At 60.9% G+C, this 24,108-nt stretch carries 19 protein-coding genes; 9 read left to right on the plus strand and 10 right to left on the minus strand.

Translation table 11 applies throughout. The features are described from left to right. Nucleotides 1-14 precede the first annotated feature (14 nt). From EC919_RS19405 to bfr, 3 genes are all read left to right on the plus strand, one after another. On the plus strand, nucleotides 15-1,016 hold the full coding sequence (locus EC919_RS19405; RefSeq protein WP_007970428.1) for a DNA-directed RNA polymerase subunit alpha: 1,002 nt from the start codon (nucleotides 15-17) through the stop codon (nucleotides 1,014-1,016). Between the two features lie 42 nt (nucleotides 1,017-1,058). After that, a complete protein-coding gene (rplQ, locus tag EC919_RS19410) occupies nucleotides 1,059-1,445 on the plus strand; it encodes a 50S ribosomal protein L17 (protein WP_065988453.1) in 387 nt (128 codons plus the stop codon). 250 nt (nucleotides 1,446-1,695) lie between these two features. Beyond that, entirely contained in the window at nucleotides 1,696-2,160 is a 465-nt protein-coding gene (bfr, locus tag EC919_RS19415; RefSeq protein ID WP_122623962.1) for a bacterioferritin, read from the plus strand. A gap of 72 nt (nucleotides 2,161-2,232) precedes the next feature. On the opposite strand, the gene uvrA is transcribed toward bfr, so the two are convergent. Next, entirely contained in the window at nucleotides 2,233-5,067 is a 2,835-nt protein-coding gene (gene uvrA / locus EC919_RS19420) for an excinuclease ABC subunit UvrA (RefSeq protein ID WP_133776000.1), read from the minus strand. A gap of 189 nt (nucleotides 5,068-5,256) precedes the next feature. Between uvrA and EC919_RS19425 the strand changes: the two genes are divergently transcribed. Then, a complete protein-coding gene (locus tag EC919_RS19425) occupies nucleotides 5,257-6,651 on the plus strand; it encodes an MFS transporter (RefSeq protein WP_133776001.1) in 1,395 nt (464 codons plus the stop codon). A gap of 9 nt (nucleotides 6,652-6,660) precedes the next feature. Next, entirely contained in the window at nucleotides 6,661-7,200 is a 540-nt protein-coding gene (locus tag EC919_RS19430; protein ID WP_037017756.1) for a single-stranded DNA-binding protein, read from the plus strand. A 91-nt stretch (nucleotides 7,201-7,291) separates the two neighbouring features. On the opposite strand, the gene EC919_RS19435 is transcribed toward EC919_RS19430, so the two are convergent. The 3 genes from EC919_RS19435 to EC919_RS19445 are packed head-to-tail and all read right to left on the minus strand — an operon-like array spanning nucleotide 7,292 to nucleotide 10,810. Beyond that, a complete protein-coding gene (locus tag EC919_RS19435; RefSeq protein ID WP_133776002.1) occupies nucleotides 7,292-7,771 on the minus strand; it encodes a DUF1348 family protein in 480 nt (159 codons plus the stop codon). A gap of 48 nt (nucleotides 7,772-7,819) precedes the next feature. Beyond that, on the minus strand, nucleotides 7,820-8,398 hold the full coding sequence (locus EC919_RS19440; RefSeq protein WP_133776154.1) for a TetR/AcrR family transcriptional regulator: 579 nt from the start codon (nucleotides 8,396-8,398) through the stop codon (nucleotides 7,820-7,822). Between the two features lie 57 nt (nucleotides 8,399-8,455). Next, the gene (locus EC919_RS19445) at nucleotides 8,456-10,810 is read right to left on the minus strand and encodes an FdhF/YdeP family oxidoreductase (RefSeq protein ID WP_133776003.1); all 2,355 of its coding nucleotides are present in this window, start codon (nucleotides 10,808-10,810) and stop codon (nucleotides 8,456-8,458) included. On the opposite strand from EC919_RS19445, the gene EC919_RS19450 reads away from it, so the two are divergent. Together EC919_RS19450 and EC919_RS19455 are read left to right on the plus strand one after the other, a co-directional pair. Then, nucleotides 10,809-11,009, plus strand: coding sequence for a hypothetical protein (locus tag EC919_RS19450; protein ID WP_133776004.1), 201 nt, complete (start codon nucleotides 10,809-10,811; stop codon nucleotides 11,007-11,009). The genes EC919_RS19445 and EC919_RS19450 overlap by 2 nt on opposite strands. 20 nt (nucleotides 11,010-11,029) lie before the next feature. Then, a complete protein-coding gene (locus EC919_RS19455; RefSeq protein ID WP_133776005.1) occupies nucleotides 11,030-13,183 on the plus strand; it encodes a mechanosensitive ion channel family protein in 2,154 nt (717 codons plus the stop codon). A gap of 263 nt (nucleotides 13,184-13,446) precedes the next feature. Here EC919_RS19455 and EC919_RS19460 read toward each other — a convergent pair whose 3' ends face one another. Next, nucleotides 13,447-17,760, minus strand: coding sequence for a DEAD/DEAH box helicase (locus EC919_RS19460; RefSeq protein ID WP_133776006.1), 4,314 nt, complete (start codon nucleotides 17,758-17,760; stop codon nucleotides 13,447-13,449). Between the two features lie 202 nt (nucleotides 17,761-17,962). Between EC919_RS19460 and EC919_RS19465 the strand changes: the two genes are divergently transcribed. Continuing rightward, nucleotides 17,963-18,847 carry a sugar nucleotide-binding protein gene (locus EC919_RS19465; RefSeq protein WP_133776007.1) on the plus strand — a complete coding sequence of 295 codons (885 nt, stop codon included), beginning with the start codon at nucleotides 17,963-17,965 and terminating at the stop codon, nucleotides 18,845-18,847. Beyond that, the gene (locus EC919_RS19470; protein ID WP_133776008.1) at nucleotides 18,840-19,769 is read left to right on the plus strand and encodes an NAD-dependent epimerase/dehydratase family protein; all 930 of its coding nucleotides are present in this window, start codon (nucleotides 18,840-18,842) and stop codon (nucleotides 19,767-19,769) included. Before EC919_RS19465 ends, EC919_RS19470 begins: the two co-directional genes overlap by 8 nt. A gap of 66 nt (nucleotides 19,770-19,835) precedes the next feature. On the opposite strand, the gene EC919_RS19475 is transcribed toward EC919_RS19470, so the two are convergent. The 5 genes from EC919_RS19475 to EC919_RS19495 all read right to left on the minus strand — a co-directional run bounded on the left by EC919_RS19475 (nucleotide 19,836) and on the right by EC919_RS19495 (nucleotide 23,991). Further along, nucleotides 19,836-20,522 (minus strand): OmpW/AlkL family protein, encoded by a 687-nt coding sequence (locus EC919_RS19475; protein ID WP_133776009.1) that lies wholly within the window; start codon nucleotides 20,520-20,522, stop codon nucleotides 19,836-19,838. Nucleotides 20,523-20,836: 314 nt separating this feature from the next. After that, a complete protein-coding gene (locus EC919_RS19480; RefSeq protein ID WP_243842299.1) occupies nucleotides 20,837-21,355 on the minus strand; it encodes a DUF3299 domain-containing protein in 519 nt (172 codons plus the stop codon). Nucleotides 21,356-21,371: 16 nt separating this feature from the next. Beyond that, nucleotides 21,372-22,637, minus strand: a complete 1,266-nt coding sequence (locus tag EC919_RS19485; protein WP_133776010.1) for an ABC transporter permease — start codon at nucleotides 22,635-22,637, stop codon at nucleotides 21,372-21,374. Nucleotide 22,638: 1 nt separating this feature from the next. After that, nucleotides 22,639-23,349: an ABC transporter ATP-binding protein gene (locus EC919_RS19490; protein WP_133776011.1), complete on the minus strand. Its 711-nt coding sequence runs from the start codon at nucleotides 23,347-23,349 to the stop codon at nucleotides 22,639-22,641. 63 nt (nucleotides 23,350-23,412) lie between these two features. Next, nucleotides 23,413-23,991, minus strand: coding sequence for a DUF2796 domain-containing protein (locus EC919_RS19495; protein ID WP_133776012.1), 579 nt, complete (start codon nucleotides 23,989-23,991; stop codon nucleotides 23,413-23,415). Nucleotides 23,992-24,108: the final 117 nt, after the last annotated feature.

The following is a 24,108-nucleotide window of genomic DNA, read 5'->3' on the forward strand; positions in this document are numbered from 1 at the left end:
AAATAGGTGCATCCATGCAGATTTCGGTAAATGAGTTCCTGACACCCCGCCACATTGATGTGCAGGTTGTCAGTCCGACCCGCGCCAAAATCACGCTCGAGCCTCTCGAGCGTGGTTTCGGCCATACCCTGGGCAACGCGCTGCGACGCATCCTGTTGTCCTCCATGCCCGGCTGTGCAGTAGTCGAGGCCGAGATTGACGGTGTACTCCATGAGTACAGCGCCATCGAAGGTGTACAGGAAGATGTCATTGAAATCCTGTTGAACCTTAAAGGTCTGGCTATCAAGCTGCACGGTCGAGACGAAGTTACGCTGACCTTGTCGAAGAAGGGTTCGGGGGTGGTTACCGCTGCCGATATTCAGCTGGATCATGATGTCGAGATCGTTAACCCCGATCACGTAATCGCTAACCTGGCGTCTAACGGCGCCCTGAACATGAAGCTCGTTGTAGCTCGTGGTCGCGGTTATGAACCAGCAGACTCGCGTCAGAGCGATGAAGACGAAAGCCGCAGCATTGGTCGCTTGCAGCTTGACTCTTCGTTCAGCCCGGTTCGTCGCATCGCCTATGTGGTGGAAAACGCCCGTGTCGAGCAACGTACCAACCTGGACAAGCTGGTTATTGATCTGGAAACCAACGGTACTCTGGATCCTGAAGAGGCTATCCGTCGTGCGGCAACCATCCTGCAACAGCAGTTGGCTGCGTTCGTCGACCTCAAAGGTGACAGCGAACCCGTTGTAGTCGAACAGGAAGACGAGATCGATCCGATCCTGCTTCGTCCGGTTGACGATTTGGAACTGACCGTACGTTCGGCCAACTGCCTTAAGGCGGAGAACATTTACTACATCGGCGACCTGATTCAGCGCACCGAAGTAGAACTGTTAAAGACTCCGAACCTGGGCAAGAAATCCTTGACCGAGATCAAGGACGTTCTGGCTTCTCGTGGTCTCTCCCTCGGCATGCGCCTCGACAACTGGCCGCCTGCAAGTCTTAAGAAGGACGACAAGGCGACTGCCTGATCGTCGTAATCACCGAACGTAGTGTTTGGTAAGGAATGAACCATGCGTCATCGTAAAAGTGGACGTCACCTGAGCCGTACCAGCTCTCACCGTAAGGCCATGTTTCAAAACATGGCGGTGTCGCTGTTCGAGCACGAGCTGATCAAAACTACCCTGCCGAAAGCCAAAGAACTGCGTCGCGTTGCTGAGCCGCTGATCACTTTGGCCAAGATTGACAGCGTTGCTAATCGTCGTCTGGCATTCGACCGTACCCGTTCGAAAGAAATGGTCGGTAAACTGTTCAACGATCTGGGCAAGCGTTATGCAACTCGTGAGGGTGGCTACCTGCGCATCCTCAAGTGCGGCTTCCGCGCTGGCGACAACGCGCCAATGGCGTACGTCGAACTGGTTGATCGTCCTGTCGGTGGTTCTGTAGAAACTGCTGAATAAGACATCAGTCATTACAAAGAACCGGGCCTAGTGCCCGGTTTTTTGTTGCCTTTTATAATCAGCGCTTTAACGGAATTGCTCCCAAAACGCGGTGATTCTAAGTGATAAACGGAACCCTCCTCATTTACCCGTCTTTTCGATACCAAATGTCCGAATATCGCCGGATTTCCATGTTTATTTGCTCTCAGGCGGGGTGACCAATCTGTCCGGTTGGTTCAAACTGACGCCTTTCACGAGGAGATGGACGGCGATGCAAGGCCACCCGGATGTAATTGATTACCTCAACACGCTGCTGACTGGCGAACTGGCTGCGCGCGACCAGTATTTTGTCCACTCGCGGATGTACGAAGATTGGGGTTTCAGCAAGCTGTATGAACGCATCAATCACGAGATGGAAGAAGAGGCTCAGCACGCTGATGCGTTGATGCGCCGGATTCTGATGCTCGAAGGCACTCCACGCATGCGACCTGACGATCTGGACGTGGGTACGACGGTACCCGAGATGCTCGCCAGCGATCTTCGCCTGGAATACAAAGTGCGAGCCGCGCTCTGCAAAGGCATTGCGCTCTGTGAGCAGCACAGGGACTACGTAAGCCGTGACATCCTCCGAATTCAGCTCGCCGACACGGAAGAAGACCACACCTATTGGCTTGAGAAGCAGCTGGGCCTGATCAAGTCTATCGGCCTCGAGAATTACCTTCAGTCGCAGTTCTGAACACTAAGACAGTCGCTATAAAAAAGCCCCTGGCGCGTATCGCGACAGGGGCTTTTTGTTACGGTCAGACGATCAGGCGCGATCGCGCTCCAGAAGTGGCTTCAAATAGTGGCCGGTGTAGGACTGTTTCATCTCCGCCACCTGTTCCGGTGTGCCGGTCGCGATGATCTGTCCGCCTTTCGAACCCCCTTCAGGACCCAAGTCGACCAACCAGTCGGCTGTCTTGATTACATCCAGGTTGTGCTCGATAACAACGACCGTGTTGCCGTGGTCGCGGAGGCGATGCAAGACGTCCAGCAATTGCTGGATGTCCGCAAAGTGGAGACCCGTGGTGGGCTCATCGAGGATGTACAGGGTCTTGCCGGTGTCACGCTTGGACAGCTCGCGCGACAGCTTCACCCGTTGCGCTTCACCACCGGAAAGCGTGGTCGCTGACTGGCCCAGCTTGATGTAGGACAGGCCCACATCCATCAGGGTCTGCAGCTTCCGGGCAAGGGCAGGCACGGCGTCGAAGAACGTCCTTGCCTCCTCGATGGTCATTTCCAGAACCTCGTGGACGTTTTTCCCCTTGTATTTGACCTCTAGCGTCTCACGGTTGTACCGCTTGCTCTTGCACACATCGCAGGGGACGTAGATGTCAGGCAGAAAATGCATCTCGACCTTGATCAGGCCGTCACCCTGGCATGCCTCGCAGCGACCGCCCTTGACGTTGAAAGAGAATCGGCCAGGTCCGTAACCACGGGATCTTGATTCAGGCACGCCCGCGAACAGCTCACGGATTGGCGTGAACAGGCCGGTGTACGTCGCAGGGTTTGAACGTGGGGTACGCCCGATTGGGCTCTGGTCAATATCGACGACTTTATCCAGGTGCTGCAGGCCATCGATGCTGTCGTGGGCCGACGCCTCAAGCGTCGTTGCGCCATTGAGTGCAGTGGCGCTGAGAGGGAACAGCGTGTTGTTGATCAGCGTCGATTTTCCCGATCCCGATACACCGGTCACGCAGGTCAGCAAGCCAATTGGAATTTCCAGATCGACATTGCGCAGGTTGTTGCCGCGCGCGCCTTTGAGTTTGAGCGACAGCTTCTTGTTGCGAGGCGTCCGCTTGGCTGGCACGGCGATCTTCACCCGGCCCGACAGATATTTACCGGTCAGCGAATCCGGATGATCCATTACTTCCTGCGGCGTGCCTTCCGCCACAATATTGCCGCCATGCACGCCAGCGCCCGGGCCGATGTCGACCACATAGTCGGCCAGCCGGATGGCGTCCTCGTCGTGTTCAACCACGATGACCGTGTTACCGATGTCTCGCAGGTGCCGCAACGTGTCCAGCAGACGATCGTTATCGCGCTGATGCAGGCCGATTGAAGGCTCATCGAGGATGTACATCACGCCGACCAGGCCGGCACCGATCTGGCTGGCCAGACGAATCCGCTGAGCCTCGCCGCCGGAGAGCGTATCGGCGCTCCGGTCCAGAGTCAGGTAATCAAGCCCGACGTTGACGAGGAACTGCAGGCGCTCGCGAATTTCCTTAAGAATCTTGTCAGCGATTTCACCGCGTCGGCCTTCCAGCTTCAGCTCACCAAAATAATGCGTAGCGTCGCCGATCGGCATGTTGGTAACGGCGGGAAGTGTCTTTTCGCCGACCCAAACGTGACGGGCCTCTCGGCGCAACCGCGTGCCACGGCACTCGGGGCACGGCTGCGTGCTGAGAAACTTCGCCAGCTCCTCGCGAACCGTGGTCGATTCGGTTTCCCGGTAGCGGCGCTCCAGGTTGGGAACGATGCCTTCGAACGGGTGGGCTCGTTTGACGATGTCGCCACGGTCGTTCAAGTAACGGAAATCGACACTGTCCTTACCGCTGCCGCCCAGCAGGACTTTCTGCAGATCGCCAGGCAGTTCCTTGAACGGCACTTCGAGGCTGAAGCCGTAATGCTTTGCCAGCGAGCCGAGCATCTGGAAGTAATAGACGTTTCGCCTGTCCCAGCCACGAATCGCCCCTTCTGCCAGCGTGAGTTCACCATTGACCAGACGCTTGGTGTCGAAGAACTGCTTCACGCCCAGCCCGTCGCAGGTCGGGCATGCGCCGGCGGGGTTGTTGAACGAGAACAGCTTTGGTTCCAGCTCGCTGATCGCATGGCCACAGATCGGGCAGGCGAAGCGGGCGGAGAAAATGATCTCTTCGCCTGGCTCATCGTCCATCGGCGCGACCAGCGCAATGCCGTCTGCCAGCTTCAGCGCGGTTTCGAAGGATTCGGCCAGACGCTGTTGCAGGTCGGATCGCACCTTGAAGCGGTCAACCACGACATCGATCGAATGCTTCTTCTGTTTATCGAGCTTCGGCAGCTCGTCAAGCTCGCACAGCCGGCCGTTCACCCGGGCGCGCACGAAACCCTGTGCGCGTAGCTCTTCGAAAACCGCCAGGTGCTCGCCTTTACGCTCCCGCACCACGGGAGCCAGCAGCATCAGCTTGGCGCCCTCGGGCTGCGCCAGGACCAGGTCGACCATCTGGCTGACGGTTTGCGCCTCCAGAGGAATGTCGTGATCCGGGCAACGCGGCTGACCGACACGCGCATACAGCAGACGCAGGTAGTCGTAGATCTCGGTGATAGTGCCCACGGTCGAGCGCGGGTTATGGGAGGTGGACTTCTGTTCGATGGAAATGGCGGGCGACAGGCCTTCGATCGTGTCGACGTCCGGCTTTTCCATCATCGACAGGAACTGACGCGCGTAGGCGGACAGCGATTCGACGTAGCGACGCTGGCCCTCGGCGTAGAGCGTATCGAACGCCAGGGACGACTTTCCTGAGCCGGACAATCCGGTGATGACGATCAGCTTGTCGCGTGGAAGGGTCAGGTCGATGTTCTTCAGGTTGTGGGTTCGAGCCCCACGAATCAAGATCTTGTCCAAAGCTGGCCTCGCACGGCGGGCGTGTAAAACGTGGAAGTATACGGGGAAATACTGGATGGATACACACTATTGAGGGTCGCGCCGCCTCACTCGGAAAAAAGAATATTCCTGCGATGCGCGGCAAACCGTCGTATGTGCTCTACACGATGGGACTGGTAGAATCGCCGCCGGTTCATACGAGGTTTCTTCATGCACGATTCTCACAGCGAGCGCATGAGCGGCAGCGAAACCCGCGCGGCGGGCGGGCTGGCGCTGGTGTTCGCCTTCCGTATGCTTGGCATGTTCATGGTGCTGCCCGTCCTCGCCACTTACGGGATGGACCTGGCCGGCGCGAGCCCGGCGCTCATCGGTCTGGCGATCGGCGCTTATGGCCTGACGCAAGCGGTGTTGCAGATTCCGTTCGGCATCATCTCCGACCGCATCGGCCGTCGCCCCGTCATTTATCTGGGGCTGATCGTGTTCGCGCTTGGCAGCGTCTTGGCGGCCCAGTCGACATCGATCTGGGGCGTGATCGCTGGTCGGGTCCTTCAAGGCGCCGGTGCTATCTCCGCTGCGGTCATGGCGCTGCTGTCAGATCTGACCCGCGAGCAGCACCGCACCAAAGCCATGGCGATGATCGGCATGACGATTGGCGTGTCGTTCGCCGTGGCGATGGTGGTCGGCCCCATTCTGACCAGTGCATTTGGATTGTCCGGCCTGTTTCTGGCGACCGGCGCGATGGCGCTGGTCGGCGTGGCTATCGTTGCCTTCGTCGTGCCCAAGTCCACGGTGACCCTGCAGCACCGTGAATCCGGTCTGGCGCGACAGGCATTGGGCGCAACGCTCCGTCACCCCGACCTGTTGCGTCTGGACTTGGGTATCTTCGCGTTGCACGCCATGCTGATGTCCAGTTTCGTGGCATTACCGCTGGCGCTGGTCGAAAAAGCCGGCCTGCCCAAGGAGCAGCACTGGTGGGTCTATCTGACCGCACTGCTGATTTCCTTCTTCGCAATGATCCCCTTCATCATCTACGGCGAGAAGAAGCGTCAGATGAAGCGAGTTTTGCTCGGCGCCGTGCTGGTGCTGATGCTCACTGAGCTATTCTTCTGGGAGTTCGGCGACACGCTGCGCGCGCTGGTCATCGGTACCGTGGTCTTTTTCACCGCATTCAATTTGCTCGAGGCGTCGCTGCCTTCGCTGATCAGCAAAGTGTCACCGGCGGGCGGGAAGGGCACGGCGATGGGGATTTATTCCACCAGTCAGTTTCTGGGTTCTGCTGCCGGGGGCATTCTCGGCGGGTGGCTTTTCCAGCACGGCGGACTGGATGTCGTGTTCCTCGGCGGCGCCGGGCTGGCCGCCATCTGGCTGGCGTTTGCTGTTACCATGCGCGAATCTCCCTACGTAACCAGCCTTCGCTTGCCGTTGTCGCCCGAGGCTCAACGCGACACAGGCCTTGCCGATCGCGTGTTGGCCGTACGTGGAGTAACAGATGCAGTAGTGGTGGCCGACGAGGCTGCCATCTATATCAAATTTGACAAAGAACTGTTGGATCGGGCGTCTTTCGACGAAGTGGTCAATCCAGCGTCGGAAACGTGTGAAGCCTAGGAGAACGTTATGGCCCGTGGGGTAAACAAAGTCATATTGGTCGGCACATGCGGCCAGGATCCCGAAGTCCGCTACATGCCTAACGGTAATGCCGTGACCAACCTGAGTCTGGCAACAAGCGAACAGTGGACCGACAAGCAAACCGGTCAGAAGGTCGAGAAGACCGAATGGCACCGTGTTTCGATGTTCGGCAAGGTTGCGGAAATCGCCGGCGAGTACCTGCGCAAGGGTTCGCAGGTGTACATCGAAGGCAAATTGCAGACCCGCGAATGGGAAAAAGACGGCATCAAGCGTTATACGACTGAAATCGTCGTCGACATGCAAGGCACCATGCAGTTGCTCGGTGGCCGTCCTCAAGGCGATGGCGCCCCTCAGGGCCAGGGGGGTGGCGGTTATCAGAACTCCCAGAACTCCGCGCCGCGTCCACAGCAGCAGGCCCGCCCGCAGCAGTCCGCTCCTCAGCCACAGCGTGAATCGCGTCCTGCGCCGCAACAAGCGCCGCAGCCTGCGCCTGATTTCGACAGCTTCGATGACGATATTCCGTTCTAGGCAGCGCGTTACTCAAACGCAATAACGCAGCAAACAAAAGCCCCCGCACAGCTCAGCTGTCGGGGGCTTTGTTTTGGGTCGCGTTCGAGGATTACAGACCCAGATCCGACAGCCCGGGATGATCGTCAGGACGGCGGCCCAGCGGCCAGTGAAACTTGCGATCCGCTTCTTTGATCGGCATGTCATTGATGCAGGCGAAGCGTCGCGCCATCAAGCCGTCTTCATTGAATTCCCAGTTCTCGTTGCCGTACGAGCGGAACCAGTTGCCTGAATCATCGTGCCATTCATAGGCGTAACGGACTGCAATGCGGTTGTCGGTAAACGCCCAGAGCTCTTTGATCAGGCGATAGTTGAGCTCCTTGGTCCACTTGCGGATCAGGAAATTTTTCGCCTCTTCACGGTTATCGGCGAAATCGGCGCGGTTGCGCCATTTTGTGTTGAGCGTGTAGGCCAGCGAGACCTTTTCAGCGTCCCGGCTGTTCCAGCCATCTTCCGCCAGGCGAACCTTTTCGATGGCGGATTCTCGGGTGAAAGGGGGAAGTGGCGGGCGAGTTTGGGCATTGGACGACATAGGGACCTCCAGGCGGTGATGATTCGGCGTTGGGTGGGATGTTTGTGGCTAGGAACTGGAGCGCAAGCGCTGTTCAACCATCAGCTGCGCAACCGCCTTGGCGCTTTCTGCAGCGCTGTAGTCACCCATGACGCGGGCAACGGTGATCGCGCCATCCATGAGGATCAGCAACTGTTTTGCCAAGGCTTGCGGATCGGCAATCCCAAGCTGCTCGCAGAGCTCCAATGTGTAGTCCAGCAGCTTCTGTTTGTGCAGCTTGGCGATCAGACGTATGGGGTCCTGTGGGTCGCCGACTTCGCCTGCCGTATTGATGAACGCGCAGCCGCGAAAACCTTCGGACTCGAACCAGCCTTTAAGCACGTCAAACATATTCAGGACGCGTGCTTCGGGAGTGTCCGCCTTGTTCGATTCAGTCCGGAACCAGTCCATCCAGCGCACATCGCGTGCGTTGAGCGCAGCAGCGGCCACGTCGTCTTTGGTGGCGAAATAGCGATAGATGCTTTTCCTCGCGACGCCCGACGTCTTTACCAGAAGGTCCATGCCCGTGGCCTGGATGCCGTTCTGGTAAATGAGTTGCTCGGCGGTCGCGAGGATTTTCTCGCGGGTGTTGGTCGTTGATGTCGTCATGGCGCAAAAGGTAGAACGTACGTTCTCCTGCGTCAAGCGACTCATTCAAAAACAGGCTCAACGCACCTGATCGGTTTCCGGCAGCGCACGTTTCAAATCGTCTGCACGGGGTGAAGCCTTGGCCAGCGTAACGGGGATGGATTTAGCTGCAGGCACCTTGCTGCGTTCAGCGTGGTGCCACAGTGGAACGAGTGGATTGCACTCGGGGTAGTACGCCGCGCAGCAGTTCTCGGGGATGTCATAGGCAATGATCTGCAGAGGTCCTACCGAACGCGTGACCTGCGGCTCGATGGCCGTAGTCACGTTGACCCAGTCTCCCGCTTTGAAGCCCATTCGCAGGACATCGTTGCGGTTCATGAAGATGACCGCGCGGGTGCCGCTGACGCCACGGAAGCGATCTTCGTAGCCGTAGATCGTGGTGTTGAACTGGTCATTGCTGCGCAGCGTCATCAGTTGCAACACGTCGCGACGAGTGTGGTTCGGGTACACGTCATCGTTTTCTTCGATGAGTTCGGGGGTGATGAACAGTGCGCGGCCACTCTCGGTTTTCCATTCACGTTTCGCCGCCGGGATAGGACGATGAAACCCGCCGGTTTCCCACATACGGGTTTCCATGTCGTGAAAAATGTCGGGATAGACCTGAGCGATGTCCTGACGAATCAGCGCGTAATCGCGGCGCCAGGCGTCCCAATCGATTCGGGTGGCACCGGGTAATGTTGCCTCGGCGAGGCCGGCGAGAATGGCGACCTCGGCGCGGGCATGGGCGCTGGCCGGTTCGCTGTTTCCCTGCCAGGCCCGAACGCAGCCGGTGCTGTCTTCAGTGGTGTAAACCTGTTCGACGCCGTTTTGCACATCCTTTTCGATGCGCCCGAGGCAGGGCAATATCCAGGCGTTTTTCCCCGGAACCAGATGCGTGCGGTTCAGCTTGGTCGCGATCTGAACGTTCAGGTCCAAGGTGTTCCAGGCCGGCTCCATGCGGGACGTGTCCGGGATTGCGCGCAGAAAATTCCCGCCGAGTCCGATGAAGCCGCGCACGCTCCCGTCCAGCAGTCCTTCGCACGTCTCAACGGTGTTCAAACCTTTTTTCGTCGGGACCGTGAAACCGTACAGCGCCTCAATCTTATCCACAGGGATTTTTTTCGGGTCTTCGGTGATGCCAACCGTGCGCTGCCCCTGCACGTTGGAGTGACCGCGCACAGGACAAATCCCGGCGCCGCGCTTGCCGATGTTGCCGCGCAGCAAGAGCAGATTCACCAGCATCTGCACGTTGGTCACGCCGCGCCGGTGTTGGGTGATGCCCATGCCGTAAATCAACATCACGCGCTCGTGTCTGGCGTACACCGTGGCCACTGCCTCCAGCGCACCGCGGCTGAGTCCTGCCTGACGCTCGATGGTTTCCCACGGCATTTCGAGCGCGCAGTTGCAGAACTCAGCGAATCCCTCGGTGTGTTGGGCAATGAACGCCTGATCGATGATCCCGGGCTGACCCTTGCCCAACGCCGCCTCGTCCATTTCAAACAGCGATTTTGCGATACCCAGAACAACCGCCGTGTCGCCGCCGATCGCCAACTGGTGATATTGCGTGCTGATGACGGTCGACTTCGGCCCGAGCATCTCCACGGGGGACTGCGGATTGACGAAGCGTTCCAGCCCGCGCTCGCGAATCGGATTGAACGTGATGATCGGCACGTCACGCTGCCGGGCTTCACGCAGTTGATGCAACATCCGTGGGCTGTTGCTGCCTACGTTCTGGCCGAAGAACAGGATGCAGTCGGTGTGCTCGAAGTCATCCAGCGTCACCGTTCCTACCGGCACGCCGATACTTTCCTGCAAGCCGACCGATGTGCTCTCGTGGCACATGTTCGAACTGTCGGGCAAATTGTTGTTGCCGTAGGCGCGGGCGAAAAGCTGGTACATGAACGACGTCTCCAGCGAGGCCCGCCCCGACGCATAAAAAACCACGCTGTCGGGCGTCATGCTTTTCAGCTGCGCGCCAATGTCACGGTAGGCCTCCTCCCACGTGGTTTCCTGGTAGCGATCGGTTGCAGCGTTGTACCGCATGGGGTGCGTCAGGCGGCCCTGTTGCTCAAGGTCGTAATCGGGCCATTGGCGCAGTTCGGTGAGGGTGTGACGGGCGAAAAAAGCCGGGTCAGTCTTCCGCGACGTCAGCTCCCAAGCCGTAGCCTTCGCGCCGTTTTCGCAGAACTCCAGGCTGTGGGGTTTGCCGGGCTTGGCCCATGCGCAGCTGACGCAGGCAAACCCGCCCGGCTTGTTCTGCTTGATCAGGGGCAGACCCGCGCGAATCGGCGCCTGCTCGCGCCAGAGGATCTCCATCACCGACTTCGCCGAGCCCCAACCGCCAGCGGCGGACGTGTACGGACGGTAATGGGCTTTGGGATGGATGAGCGACATGGAGTTGATCCTCGGCGGAGCGGGCGCACTGGAGACAGTCGCCCTCGTTAAGGCTACGACGAAGCGGCTCGGTAAAGGTTCGTTACATTTCTCGGTGAAAGGACCGTCAACGGCCAACATGACGATTGCGCCTTGGAAACGAACTTGCCGGATGAAATTCGATCAGTTCCAGAGGGCCGATTTTTCCACGGTTCCCTGACCGAAGGAGTGACTCGCGTTTTGCCGAATTTCAAACCCTTTCTGTTGCTTTGCCTGCTGTTAAGCGTTTGCAGCGTCAATGTTCAAGCCGCCGACGCACCCGCCGCAACCAGTGCTCCCGCTGCCGAACCCGCCGACCCGGCGCCGGAGGACCCTGCCAAAGCGGAGGTTCTGGTCAAAGGCGGATTGCTCGGCGCCATCAGTTCCAGCATCGACAGCGTGCAAGACAAGCTCGATGTGGATGGTCACTTGCTCGACTCCTGGCGTCTGCGCGCTGACCGCGCCGCCGACGAGATCGACGCGCTGGTCAACAAACCACAGTCGCGGTCTGCGTGGCGGATCGCCGGCGATTTCGTGATGCTGTCCCTGGTGTGGGCGGGGGCGTTCCTGCTGCTTAATCGCATTGGTGCGTTTCTCGTGACCCGGTTATCACGGCATCGGTTTTTGGCCCGCCGGGATCGCGTGGTCGGGGTGCTGGGCTATGTGCTGCCGTACATGGTGCCGGCGCTCATCTGCCTGCCGCTGACGCTGTACGTCAGTCACTTCATGCCGACGTCGGTGGGCCGCGCGCTGGCGCTGTGTCTGGCTTACTCGACCAGCAGCGGGATTTTCTCCACCTCGGTGCTGTTGTCGCTGATCGTGCTGTTCAACTCGGGCCATAAACGGCCGGCGGTGCGCATCATTCGTCACTACGCGCCGCACCCGTTGTTCATCATTGGCTTTCTCGCAGCGTTGAGTGACGCGTTGACCAGCCCGCAGATTGCCAGGCTGTTCGGCGGCAACGTGACCACCAGCATCGCGGCGTTCACCGGGCTGATGGCGTCGGTGATGTTTGGCATGGTCGTCATCCGCATGCGCCGGCCGATCGCGCATCTGATCCGCAACCGTTCCCTGGGTGCCCGGTTGGCGCGGCCGGCGGTGCAACAGACGCTGAAGATCTTCTCCAGCCTTTGGCACTTGCCGATCCTGCTGATGATTCTGGTCTCGGCGGTGAACCTGATCGGCGCCGGGGAAGGCAGTCAGGAAGCTTTGCGTTGCGCGTTGCTGACCACGGTGCTGTTGATTGGCGCGGTGTTTCTCAGCACCTTGTTCCAGCACATGTTCAAGCCCCCCGAGGCGCGGACCGACAGTGTTTACAAGGAGCGTCTGCTGAGCCTGTTGCACGCGGTCATGCGTATCGCGCTGGCGATTGGCTTCATCGAGTTGCTGGGGCGGATCTGGGGTTTCTCGCTGTTTGAGTTCGCCCAACGCAATGCGCTGGGTAAAGTAATCAGCGATTCCCTCAGCAGCATCGGTCTGATTCTTCTGGTGACCTGGCTGCTGTGGGTGGTGATGGATACAGCGATTCAGGAAGCCCTGAAGCCTCCGGCCAATGGACGTTCCGGGCGTCAGCCGAGCACGCGGGTCAAGACCATCCTGCCGCTGCTGCGCAACGCGATGAAAATCATCCTCGTGGTGATCTGCACCATCACGACCATGGCGAACCTGGGTATCAACGTCGCGCCATTGCTGGCCGGTGCCGGTGTTGTCGGTCTGGCGATCGGCTTCGGCTCGCAGCAATTGGTGCAGGACGTCATTACCGGGCTGTTCATCATCATCGAGGACACCATCTCCATTGGCGACTGGGTAGTGCTGGATTCAGGCCATGCCGGCACAGTCGAGAGCCTGACGATCCGTACCTTGCGTCTGCGCGACGGCAAGGGCTTCGTGCATTCGGTGCCGTTCGGGCAGATCAAGGCGGTGACCAACCAGTCGCGGCAGTTCGCTTATGCGTTCTTCTCGTTCCAGTTCACCTACGACACCGACGTGGACGCGGCGACCTCGTTGATTCGTGAAGCGGGGCAGTCGATCAGTGACGATTTGCTGCTGGCGAGCAAACTGCAGGGCCCGCTGGAAGTGTTCGGGCTGGATCGCATGGACATGAACGGGATCGTCATCACCGCGCAGTTCCGGACGTCATCGGGCGGGCAGTACGCGGTGAGCCGTGCGTTCAACGATCGGCTCAAACGGCTTGTGGATAAGTCCCCTGATGTTCGGTTCGCGCAAACTTATCCACAACTGGTGATGAGCCCGCACAATCATCAGGCACCTGAAGGGGAAGAAGGCGCAGAGCAACAAGCGCTGCCCGGCAAGACCTCGGTGGTGAACAAGGATGGGTCAGAAAGCCCGGTTTGAGATCTTACGCGGCGGGCGCCGATACACCGCTGTAGGAGCCGGCTTGCCCGCGAAAGCGTCCGTTCAGACGCTACATCGGTGTCAGACCGGCGAGGTTCGCCAGCAAGCCGGCTCCTACGGATTGGGGCCAACCACAACTCATGCGAACGACGTAACGCCCCTGTAGGAGCGCGCTTGCCCGCGAAGGCGTCAGTGCATCCAACATCGAGTCTGGCTGGCACACCATCTTCGCCAGCAACTCGCTCCCCAGAGATCGGCTGCGCTTATCTGAACAACCTATCGCGCACCTGCAACATAAGCGCTTCATCCACCTCGCCCCAGTACTGCGGCTTGCCGGCGATGATGGCGGCGATGGGGATGCCGTCGCGGTAAACCAGCTTGTTGCCCACAATCGCCGGGACTTTCGCGCCGGGCAGCAGGGTACCGGCGAGGTTGAGCGGGTCGACTCCGCTGACTGCAATCAGGCTGCCGTCCAGTGGGCGATTGCGGACTTCGCGCAATAGCGGGATGGCTTCGGGCAACGCGAACTGTTCACCGGCCAGTCCTGCTACGAAGCGCCCGCCGCGAATCTCTCCGCGCGCTTCAAGCCGATGGAACGTGCGGAGCAACTCGCGCCACGTCGGCAGCCAGTCTGCCTCGCGCTCCAGCAGGCGCCAGAACACCACGCCGTATCGGCGCAGCAACGTCATGGCGACATGCTCCAGCGTATCGCTGTCGATCCTTTGCGACGCACCTTCTTCCTTCGCCGGCGCGCGACGCAGCAACGCCCAGCGCCCGGCATCGTCCATGCCGCCAATGAAAGCGCCGCGATTGCGCCGACTGGTGTGGCTGGCGCGCTTGCTCGCCGGGGTGATCAGCGCCCGCAGTCCGGCGAAACTGTCGGCGTTGACCAGCCCGGCGCCGACCAACTCCTGCAGCGCCGTTTCCAGTTCAGCCCGCAGCAAATGCGCTTCCCCGGTCAGCTCGTCGAAAAACATCGCGCCCTGGCTCGACAACACCTCATGAACCTTTTGCGCGCGCAGAGACAATTCGGTCGGCGCCGGCTGTTCGGTCAGCCCGGTCCACAGGCGAACCTGCGGTCGCGGCAGCAGCACGATCGGCGTACTGCGCAACGCAGCGCTGCCAACTTTGTTGCGACTGGTCAGACGCATCCATACCACCTTGCCGGACCGACACAGGTCATCCAGCCAGATCGATGAATAGTCCTTCAAGCGAGCCGGAAGCAGATCACTGTCCCAAGCGGCTGCGGCTGACGAAAAACCTTCCAGTTGCGCGACGACTTCCGGCAGCGCGGCTTTGCCCTGACTCTGGGTCGTCGCAGAGAGATGCTGCCAGTCGAACAGGAATCGGGTGAAGTCCTGCAGCGAGACCGGCTCGATTTCCCGGCGCAGGCGTTTGACCGTGTAACGGTGGATGCGCGACAGCAGATGCCGCTCGCACCATTGTTCCTCGCGGGCGTCAGGGCTGAACTGGCCTCGCAGCACGTAACCTTCGTTCTCCAACTGCGCCAGTGCCTGAGCGACCTGGTTCTGTGTCAGCGCCAGCGGCTCTGCGATGGCTGCGACCGTGAGCGGGCCGAAGCCGCCAAGCCGCGCCCGCACGACTTCGACGCGCGCTTCGTCCTCGCCCCACGCTTCATCGAACCCGGCCAATGCTGCCAACGGCGGGTGCATTTCGGCGGCGGGGTAGATCGCCTGCAAGCAGGTCAGGCGTTCCAGGGGGATCCACAACGCTTGCTCAGGGGTGACCTGCAAGCGCGTGCCCCGGCCGGAGCGGGCCAGACTTTCCAGCCATTTCATCCAGCCGCTGTGCTCGCGGGCCTCAACGCCAGTGATGCACCCCAGGCTCATCAGCGCCTCGTGCATCTCATCGACGTTTTGCGGCTGCGGCCAGGCTTCATCGGCCACCGCTTTGATCGCATCGACATCCAGCGCGCCGAGATCATCGGTGGATTCCGGGTCGCTCCAGCGCCGATTGAGCACCGCCTGGGTGCGACGTTCTTCCAGCGGCGCGTTGTCGAGAAACGCATACGGCTTGGCGTTGAGGATTTCCGCCGCCAGCGGCGAGGGCGCGGGCAGATCGCGGCTGACCAGTCGCACTTCGCCGTTTTCCATACGTCGTAGCAATTTCAGCCACCCTTCGGCGTCCATGGCTTCGTGCAGGCAATCGTCCAGGGTCTGCTCGATCAGCGGATGCTCCGGCACATCCCGCTCACCCACCAGATTTTCCAGGCAGGCGATCTGGTCGGGAAACACGGTGGCGATCAGGTCATCGCTCTTGATCCGTTGCAACTGAGGCGCCACTTTTCGCCCGCCGGTGTAACGCGGCAGGGCCAGCGCGACACCGGCGTTCCAGCGCCAGCGCACGCCGAACAGCGGCGCATCCAGCACTGCCTGAATCAGTAAATGCTCGGCGGTGGCGGAGTTGAGATAACGCCAGACTTCATCGAGCGCAAAGCTGTGCGCCGTGGACAGCGACAGCACGATGGCGTCCTCGCTGGCGGCGGCTTGCAGCTCGAAGTTGAAGGTGCGGCAGAAGCGCTTGCGCAACGCCAGCCCCCACGCACGATTGACCCGGCTGCCGAACGGGGAATGAATCACCAGTTGCGTGCCGCCGGACTGGTCGAAAAAGCGCTCGATGACCAGCGTGTCCTGGGACGGCAGTGCGCCCAGGGCCGAATGTGCGCGGGCGAGATATTCAATGATCTGCTCGGCGCTGGCGAGGCTCAGGCCCAGGCTTTTCATCAGCCAGTCGGTGCAGGCCCGAAGATTGCCGGGGTGGGCGCTGAGCTGCCCGTCGATGTCGGCCTGCAAGCGTGCGACGGCAAAAGACAATTCATCGCTGCGCCCCGGCGCCTCGCCCATCCAGAACGGAATGTTCGGCGGCATGCCGTGGGCGTCCTCGACCCGCACGCGGCCGGACTCGATCCGCAGAATCCGGTAGGACGTGTTGCCCAACTGGAAGATGTCACCCGCCGCGCTTTCCACGGCGAAGTCTTCGTTGACGGTGCCGATGTTCAGCGCCTGGGGTTCGAGGACGACGCTGTAATCGGCGTTGTCCGGAATCGTGCCGCCGCTGGTGACCGCCGTGAGTTTGCTGCCGCGCCGGCCACGCAAGGTGCGGGTCACTGCGTCGCGATGCAGGTACGCCGCGCGCACGCCCTGACGCCCGCTGTAACCCTCGGCGAGCATGCTCAGCAGCGCCTGATAATGGCCTTCGTCGACGTCGGCGTAGGGCGAAGCCTTGCGGAACAGCGCCAGCAGGTTTTGCTCCTGCCATTCCTGACAACTGACCTCGGCGATGATCTGCTGCGCCAGCACATCCAGCGGCGCCTTGGGAATGACCAGCGTGTCGAGCTCGCCGCGACGCACGCAATCCAGCAACGCCGCGCACTCGATCAGATCATCCCGGGAAACAGCGAACAGCCGCCCCTTGGGCGTGCCGCCTACGTGGTGACCGGAACGGCCGACGCGCTGCAAAAAGGACGCGATGGAGCGGGGCGAGCTGATCTGGCAGACCAGATCGACGTCGCCAATGTCGATCCCCAGCTCCAGCGAAGCCGTGGCGATCAAGACTTGTAGGTCACCGCGCTTGAGGCGCTGCTCGGCGTCCAGTCGTTGCTCTTTTGCCATGCTGCCGTGGTGGGCGGCGACTGCCTCTTTGCCCAGCCGCTCACTCAGATGCCGCGCCATGCGCTCGGCCAGCCGCCGGGTGTTGACGAAGATGAGGGTGGTGCGGTGTTCACGCGCCAGCGCGGCGAGCCGGTCGTAGACCAATTGCCAGACGTCACTGGACATCACGGCGCTCAAGGCAACCGGCGGCACTTCGATAGCCAGGTCCCGAGGGCGCGCGTGGCCGATGTCGACGATGGCGCACGGGCGGCTGACCGGATCGCTGCCCACCAGAAAGCGTGATACGCGCTCGATGGGTTTTTGCGTCGCTGACAGCCCGATTCGCAGCAGGGGTTTTGCACACAGCGCCTGCAAACGCTCCAGCGTCAGGGCAAGATGACTGCCGCGCTTGCCGGCCGCGATGGCGTGAATCTCATCGACGATGACAGTCTGCGTGCTCGCGAGCATGCGCCGGCCGGAGTCGGAGCCCAGCAGCACGTAAAGCGACTCCGGTGTCGTGACCAAAATGTTCGGCGCGGTTTTACGCATGGCCGTGCGTTCTTTCTGCGGCGTGTCACCGGTGCGCACGGCGGTAGTGATGCGCAGGCCGGGCAGGCCTTGCTGGACCAAATGATCGGTAATGCCCGCCAGCGGGTTCTGCAGATTGATCTGGATGTCGTTGGACAGCGCTTTCAGGGGCGAGACGTACACCACGAAGGTCTCGTTCGGCAGCTCGCCGCCGCGCTCCAGCCCTTGATGCACCAGATCATCGATGACCGCCAGAAATGCCGTCAGGGTTTTCCCGGAGCCGGTGGGCGCGGCGATCAACGTGGACTCGCGGCGTTTGATCAGCGGCCACGCCTGGGCCTGGGCCGCGGTAATGGCCGGAAACGTCGAACGAAACCACGCGCTGACCGCCGGATGAAAGGCGTCGAGCACCGGGTCGGGCGTCTGGGGAAGGTTCATCCGCAATTAATGCGGGCGCCGGCTGGTAGATGCAAGGGTCAGATGCTCGGAGGAAGACACAGGGCGAGCGATCGGTGACAGGTTTCAGGGGCGCCGCACGCGCGCATGCCCGCCGTTGTTGGGACTTGCCCGATGACGTGTTATGTTTGCGGACGTTTTTCACCTATTTTTAATCGACCTGAAGACTGAGCCTGCTGACTCTATGCGAATGCGCCTTATGCTGTTGGGCGGCGGGAATGCCCTCGGGCAGGCGTTGATTCGTCTAGGTGCCGAGGAGAACATTGGATTCCTCGCGCCGCGTCCACCACAAGACGGTTGGGATGCGGCAAGCCTGACGCAACTGCTCGATGACACCCGCCCGGATGCCTTGATCAATCTCGCTTACTACTTCGACTGGTTTCAGGCGGAGAAGGTGAGCGCTGACAGGCTGGATAATCAGGAACGCTCCGTCGAGCGTCTCGCCGAACTGTGCCAGCACCACAATATCGTCCTCGTTCAACCGTCCAGCTACCGCGTATTCGACGGTTCGCGGGCCACGGCTTACAGCGAAAAAGACGAGCCCGTGCCGCTGGGTTCCCGTGGTCAGGCCTTGTGGCGCATTGAGCAAAGCGTGCGTGCCACCTGCCCGCAGCATGTCTTGCTGCGTTTCGGCTGGCTGCTCGACGACAGCGCCGAAGGCGTGCTCGGGCGCTTTCTCAGCCGCGCCGAATCCCCTGGTGAATTGCTGCTGGCAGACGACCGGCGTGGCAATCCGACCCCGGTCGACGATGCCGCGAGGGTCATCATTTCGGTGCTCAAACAGCTCGATTGCGCCGCGCCGCTGTGGGGCACTTATCACTACGCCGGCCACGAAGCGACCACGCCACTGGCGTTTGGGCAGGCCGTGTTGACCGAAGCTCGCCTGCTGCGCCCGCTGGCGATCGAGGTACCTACCGCGCAGGCCCACGCCGCACGTCCGGACGCCAGCGAAGAGCCGCAGAACGCCGTGCTCGCCTGCAAGAAAATCCTCCACACTTTCGGTATCAAGCCACGCGCCTGGCGTGCTGGCTTGCCCAATCTACTGGACCGCTATTACCGCCATGTCTGATGCTCCTGTCCTCATCACCGGCGGCGCCGGTTTCATCGGTTCGCACCTGACCGACGCGCTGCTCGCCAAGGGCTATTCGGTGCGCATCCTCGACGATCTTTCCACCGGCAAACGCAGCAACCTGCCGCTGGACAACCCGCGTGTCGAGTTGATCGAAGGTGATGTGGCCGATGCCGCGCTGGTGGTCCGGGCGGCGGTGGGTTGTCAGGCCGTGGCGCACCTGGCTGCCGTCGCGTCGGTGCAGGCCTCGGTGGATGACCCGGTGAAGACGCATCAGAGCAACTTCATCGGCACGCTGAATGTCTGCGAAGCGATGCGCCAGGCCGGCATCAAACGCGTGGTGTTTGCTTCAAGCGCTGCGGTTTACGGCAACAACGGTGAAGGCGAGGCCATTACTGAAGACACGCCGAAAGCACCGCTGACCCCCTACGCGTCGGACAAATTGGCCGGTGAGCATTACTTCGATTTCTATCGCCGTCAGCATGGTTTCGAGCCCGTCGTGTTCCGCTTCTTCAACATCTTCGGCCCGCGCCAGGATCCTTCGTCCCCGTACTCGGGCGTGATCAGCATCTTCGCGGAGCGTGCGGTAAACGGTCTGCCGATTGCGGTGTTCGGCGACGGTGAGCAGACGCGGGACTTCTTCTACGTCGAGGACCTGGTTGACCTCGTGGTGCAGGGGGTCGAGATGCCGACGGTGGAAGAGGGCGCGGTCAATGTCGGTCTGAACGCCACGACTTCGCTGAATGAGCTGCTAGGGGCGCTGGCCGAGGTGGTCGGGAGTCTGCCGCCGGTGAGCTACCTTCCCGCACGTTCGGGTGACATCAAGCATTCACGGGCGAGCAATCAGCGTTTGCTTGAGCGCTTCAAGGTCCCCGAGCCGACGCCGCTGAAAGTTGGCCTGGCGCGGTTGCTGGGGCGCTGAAACCCGCGCAGCAAAAAGGCACCGATAAGGTGCCTTTTTTGTGCCTGCTGGTTCGGGCGCAAGCGCTTAGAACTTGTAGCCGACGCCAACCATGTACACCCACGGATCGACGTCCACGTTCACTTTAGTCCGGCCGACGCCCAGCGCCGAAGGACCGTCCAGCGTGGCTTGCGTGTCGATGTCCACGTACCAGACGGCGGCGTTGAGCATGATCTTGTCCGTCAACATGTAGTCCGCGCCGATCTGACCGGCCCAGCCCCACGAGTTCTTGATGTGCAGGTTGTTCATGCCCTGGCCTTTGCGTTCGCTGCTCAGGTTTTCATCGTAAAACCAGGTGTAGTTCACGCCGAGACCGGCGTACGGCTGGAATTTTGACGTCGCGTCCATCGGGTAGTACTGCAGCGACAGAGTCGGCGGCAGCTGTTTCACGTTCGCCAGTTTGCCGTCCAGCCCCGGGCCAAGGCCTTTGATCCCGACGGTGTGCTGAAACGGCGTTGCCGCCAGCAACTCTAGGCCCACGTGATCGGTGAGCATGTAGGCGAAGGTCAGGCCCAGTTGAGTGTCGCTGGTCAGCGTCGCTTTGGTGCCCGGGACCTTGGCGCCATCGAGCTTCAGGTTTCCGCTGTCTTCGTTGGGCGCTGTCGTGGCAGACCCGGCGCGAACGATGAAATCACCGGCCTGGTGAGCTTGAGCGGCGAAGGGGACACCGAGTGCAAGCGCGAGCAGGGGCGCGCTGAGCAGGGACTTGTGCATGGGGGCTCCGTAAGGGCATAAAAAGAGATGCCGTATGTTACGAAGCGTCCAGGTCGCGGTTTTTGACTTGGCTCAATGAAAAAGCGATTAATTAAGTGGTATTGGCGTCGGGCTATGGGGGCATGAGTGATGCACTGGCCCTACACGGCAGGCCCTTGGAATTGGCGATGAACAGCGATTCACTGTAGGAGCCGGCTTGCTGGCGAACGCATCAGATCAGACGCTGCAACATTGGCTGACCTGCCGGGTTCGCCAGCAAGCCGGCTCCTACAGATCAGCGTCCAATCGAGTTCGTCGGTGTCCGGGATGAGCGGTCACTGCTCATCCGGCATTTCGTAGACCAGAATCTTGTCGGCTTCCATCTGGTAACCGGCATCGGCCAATTCGCTGGTTGAGGATTTAACCTGCATCGGGCCTTCGATCCAGTACGGCTGGTACAACTCGTCAACCTTGACGCCCAGTTCGCTGGTCACGTGGACGATCTGATTGGGCGGCGGCGGTGGCACGTGAATGCAGGCGCCGAAGTACGGCACCAATAGAAACTCCGTCACCCGGCCTTCCTCGCTGACTTCCAGCGGCACGATGTAACCCGGCAGCCGCACTCGCTCGCCGTCCAGCGACTTGACCACCGGCGCATGGGGCGCCAACTGATGCGCGGCCGGCGCGGACTCGACGGACAGGGTGTCCGCCAGGCTCGACAGGTTGTGAATCGGCGCGGTGATCAGCTTCACCGGAGGGGCGTCAGGCGGGATCATTTCCTGCCACGTCAGCACGCGCAGGTCCTGCGCCCACAACGGCGTCGCGGCTAGCATCAACAGCCACATCCAACCCATCCGCATCACAACGACCTCATAAACGAATCGACAACCCGTCTGCCAGCGATTGCCGATAGGCACGCCACGCGGGCACGGTGCCCATCAACACGGCAGCGCCGAGAATCCCCGCCAGCAGCGTCCACTCGTAGGTGCTGGGTAGCGACAGCGGCAGGTACAAACCGTAATTGGCCTGCACGTAACCCTGCGCGGAGGCGATGCCGATGTAAAGCAGCGCCAGCCCGCAGACCGAGCCCCCCAACGCCAGGGCAAACGCTTCCAGCACCAACAGGCTGGCGATATGCCAAGGCCGCGCGCCCACCGAGCGCAGAATCGCCATCTCCCGACGCCGCTCGTTAAGGCTGGTGAGGATCGCCGTCAGCATGCCGATCAGCCCGGTCAAGACAACGAACAACGAGATCACGAACAGCGCTTTTTCAGCCGTGCCCATCAGGCTCCACAGCTCCTGCAACGCCACGCCCGGCAGAATCGCCAGCATCGGCTCACCCCGAAACTCGTTGATGTCGCGCTGCACCGCAAAGGTGGCGATCTTGCTGTTCAGGCCAAGCATGAACGCTGTGATGGCGGTGGGCGTGAGGTCCATGTTGCGGGCCTGATCGGCGCTGATACGTCCGGCGCCTTGTGCCGGCACGCCGTTGTGCCAGTCGATGTGAATCGCTTCCATGCCGCCCAGGCTGATGTGCAGTGTGCGATCAACCGGCGTGCCAGTGCGTTTGAGAATGCCGACGACGGTGAAAGGCTTGTCGTCATGCTTGACCAGACTCACCGTCGCGACGCCGTGGGCCAGCACCAGTTTGTCGCCGAGCTTGTAATGCAGCGCGTCCGCCACTTCCGCGCCGAGGACCACTTCAAACGGGTCGGTGGCAAATGCCCGACCGTCTGCCAGCTCCAGATGCTGCTGACGACCGTACTGGTAATGCTCGAAATACGATTCGTTGGTGCCCATCACCCGATAGCCGCGGTGGCTGTCACCCAGTGAAATAGGGATCGCCCACTTCACCTGCTTGCTGTTGGCGAAATGCTCGAAGCTGTCCCAGCGGATGTTGTTGGTGGCGTTGCCGATGCGGAATACCGAGTACAGCAGCAGGTTCACCGAGCCAGAGCGCGCGCCGACGATCAGGTCCGTGCCGCTGATGGTGCTGGCAAAGCTGGCGCGCGCTTCGGTCCGCACCCGTTCGACCGCCAGCAGCAGGCAGACGGAGAGGGCAATGGCAAACGCGGTGAGGAATGCAGTAAAGCGGCGGTTGGCGAGGCTGGCCAGCGCCAGACGAAGAAGATACATCTCAGACCTCTGCAGCAACGGCGGCGCGATTGAGCTCGGCCAGCGAAAGGTTGCGATCGAACAGCGGCGCCAGGCTCTGATCGTGGCTGACGAAAAGCAGGCTGGCGCCGGCCTCGCGGCATTCGGCGAACAGCAACTGGATGAATGCTTCGCGGGCGTCAGCATCCAGCGCCGACGTCGGTTCGTCAGCAATGACCAGCTCCGGCTGGCCGATCAGGGCGCGGGCAGCAGCGACGCGTTGCTGCTGACCGATGGACAGGGAGTCGGCGCGGCGGCTGAGCATTTCAGGGTCTTTCAAACCCAAGTGAGCGAGCAGGGTTTCAGCCGCTTTGTCGACGCTGCCGTGACGCTGGGTCGCCCGCTGGGTGCGTAGTTTGGAAAAGCGGCAGGGCAGCTCGACGTTCTCGCGCACCGACAAAAACGGCAGCAGGTTGAATTGCTGGAAAATGTAGCCGGTGTGATCGACACGAAATCGGTCCCGGGCGCCGGCCGAGAGCTGTGTCAGATCCTGACCGAGCAGGCGAACGCTCCCGCGACTGGGGCGTTGCACACCCCCCAGCAGACCGAGCAGCGTGGTTTTGCCGCTACCGCTGGGGCCTTTGAGAAACAGGGTTTCGCCGGCATCGAGGCGAAACGCCGGAATGTCCAGCAGTTGCGGATGCCCCGGCCAGCTGAAGCCGAGTTCGGACAATTCAATGAGCGCTTGAGTCATGACCACACGTGCGTCTGAAAAGTGACCGACCGGGAAGCCCGATCGCGGATAGAACTTTGCTGGTTAAAACTTGACCACTGGATTGCTTGGACGCACTTCAGCGCCCATCTGGCGTTTCGGTGTCACCAGCTGCACCTGAATGGTCTGGGTGGCCGGGAAGCTTTTGAACAGCTGGGTCAGGTCGAGCTTGTTGAGCACGTTCGGCGCGCTGCAGGTGAACTGATAATGGCCGTGAATTTCGCTGTGCTCATGTTCAGCCGCGTCGCCATCGGTGTGATCGTGATCGTCGTCATCCTTGTCGCCAAACAGCGTGCTTTCCACCCGCTGTTTGGTGGCGGTGCATCCGGCCGCTTCCGGAAGACTGAACAGCGCGTGGGGCTTGAGCAGGGTTTCCTTGGCCAGAGCAAGCGTCATCTTGTCTGCGTCAGTGGTTGCCGGGTGCTCGAAGCCGACGATGTTCATCGCCGGGGTGTCGAGTTCCAGTTCCAGCGTGCGCCCGTCCAGCGCCATGTCCATCCGCGCCACACCATGCACGTGCGCGCCAAGGCTGCCGTGCTCATGATCGTGGTCATGCTCATCGGCCGCGTGGGCGACGGCGAGGGGCAGCAGGGCGAAGGGCAGGGCGAGTAGCAAACGACGCATGGGGGAAGCTCCGGAGGCGAGTCTGAAATTTGTTATGTAATCTTATAACAATGTGTTGCGCCGTTTCTTAACTTTTTCAAGCGGCCTTGTAGGAGCGTGGCGAACGCGGTGTGTCAG

It is taken from the genome of Pseudomonas graminis, assembly GCF_004364335.1.
Taxonomy (GTDB): Bacteria; Pseudomonadota; Gammaproteobacteria; order Pseudomonadales; family Pseudomonadaceae; genus Aquipseudomonas; species Aquipseudomonas graminis_D.

Excerpts from the sequence above, each read along its gene's own strand:
- EC919_RS19475 (WP_133776009.1), bottom strand. The coding sequence starts at position 20,522 with ATGCACAAGTCCCTGCTCAGCGCGCCCCTGCTCGCGCTTGCACTCGGT.
- EC919_RS19465 (WP_133776007.1), top strand. The coding sequence starts at position 17,963 with ATGCGAATGCGCCTTATGCTGTTGGGCGGCGGGAATGCCCTCGGGCAG.
- EC919_RS19405 (WP_007970428.1), top strand. The coding sequence starts at position 15 with ATGCAGATTTCGGTAAATGAGTTCCTGACACCCCGCCACATTGATGTG.
- EC919_RS19470 (WP_133776008.1), top strand. The coding sequence starts at position 18,840 with ATGTCTGATGCTCCTGTCCTCATCACCGGCGGCGCCGGTTTCATCGGT.
- EC919_RS19480 (WP_243842299.1), bottom strand. The coding sequence starts at position 21,355 with ATGGGTTGGATGTGGCTGTTGATGCTAGCCGCGACGCCGTTGTGGGCG.
- bfr (WP_122623962.1), top strand. The coding sequence starts at position 1,696 with ATGCAAGGCCACCCGGATGTAATTGATTACCTCAACACGCTGCTGACT.
- rplQ (WP_065988453.1), top strand. The coding sequence starts at position 1,059 with ATGCGTCATCGTAAAAGTGGACGTCACCTGAGCCGTACCAGCTCTCAC.
- EC919_RS19450 (WP_133776004.1), top strand. The coding sequence starts at position 10,809 with ATGGAGTTGATCCTCGGCGGAGCGGGCGCACTGGAGACAGTCGCCCTC.
- EC919_RS19485 (WP_133776010.1), bottom strand. The coding sequence starts at position 22,637 with ATGTATCTTCTTCGTCTGGCGCTGGCCAGCCTCGCCAACCGCCGCTTT.
- EC919_RS19425 (WP_133776001.1), top strand. The coding sequence starts at position 5,257 with ATGCACGATTCTCACAGCGAGCGCATGAGCGGCAGCGAAACCCGCGCG.
- EC919_RS19435 (WP_133776002.1), bottom strand. The coding sequence starts at position 7,771 with ATGTCGTCCAATGCCCAAACTCGCCCGCCACTTCCCCCTTTCACCCGA.
- EC919_RS19495 (WP_133776012.1), bottom strand. The coding sequence starts at position 23,991 with ATGCGTCGTTTGCTACTCGCCCTGCCCTTCGCCCTGCTGCCCCTCGCC.
- EC919_RS19440 (WP_133776154.1), bottom strand. The coding sequence starts at position 8,398 with ATGACGACATCAACGACCAACACCCGCGAGAAAATCCTCGCGACCGCC.
- EC919_RS19445 (WP_133776003.1), bottom strand. The coding sequence starts at position 10,810 with ATGTCGCTCATCCATCCCAAAGCCCATTACCGTCCGTACACGTCCGCC.
- EC919_RS19460 (WP_133776006.1), bottom strand. The coding sequence starts at position 17,760 with ATGAACCTTCCCCAGACGCCCGACCCGGTGCTCGACGCCTTTCATCCG.
- EC919_RS19430 (WP_037017756.1), top strand. The coding sequence starts at position 6,661 with ATGGCCCGTGGGGTAAACAAAGTCATATTGGTCGGCACATGCGGCCAG.
- EC919_RS19490 (WP_133776011.1), bottom strand. The coding sequence starts at position 23,349 with ATGACTCAAGCGCTCATTGAATTGTCCGAACTCGGCTTCAGCTGGCCG.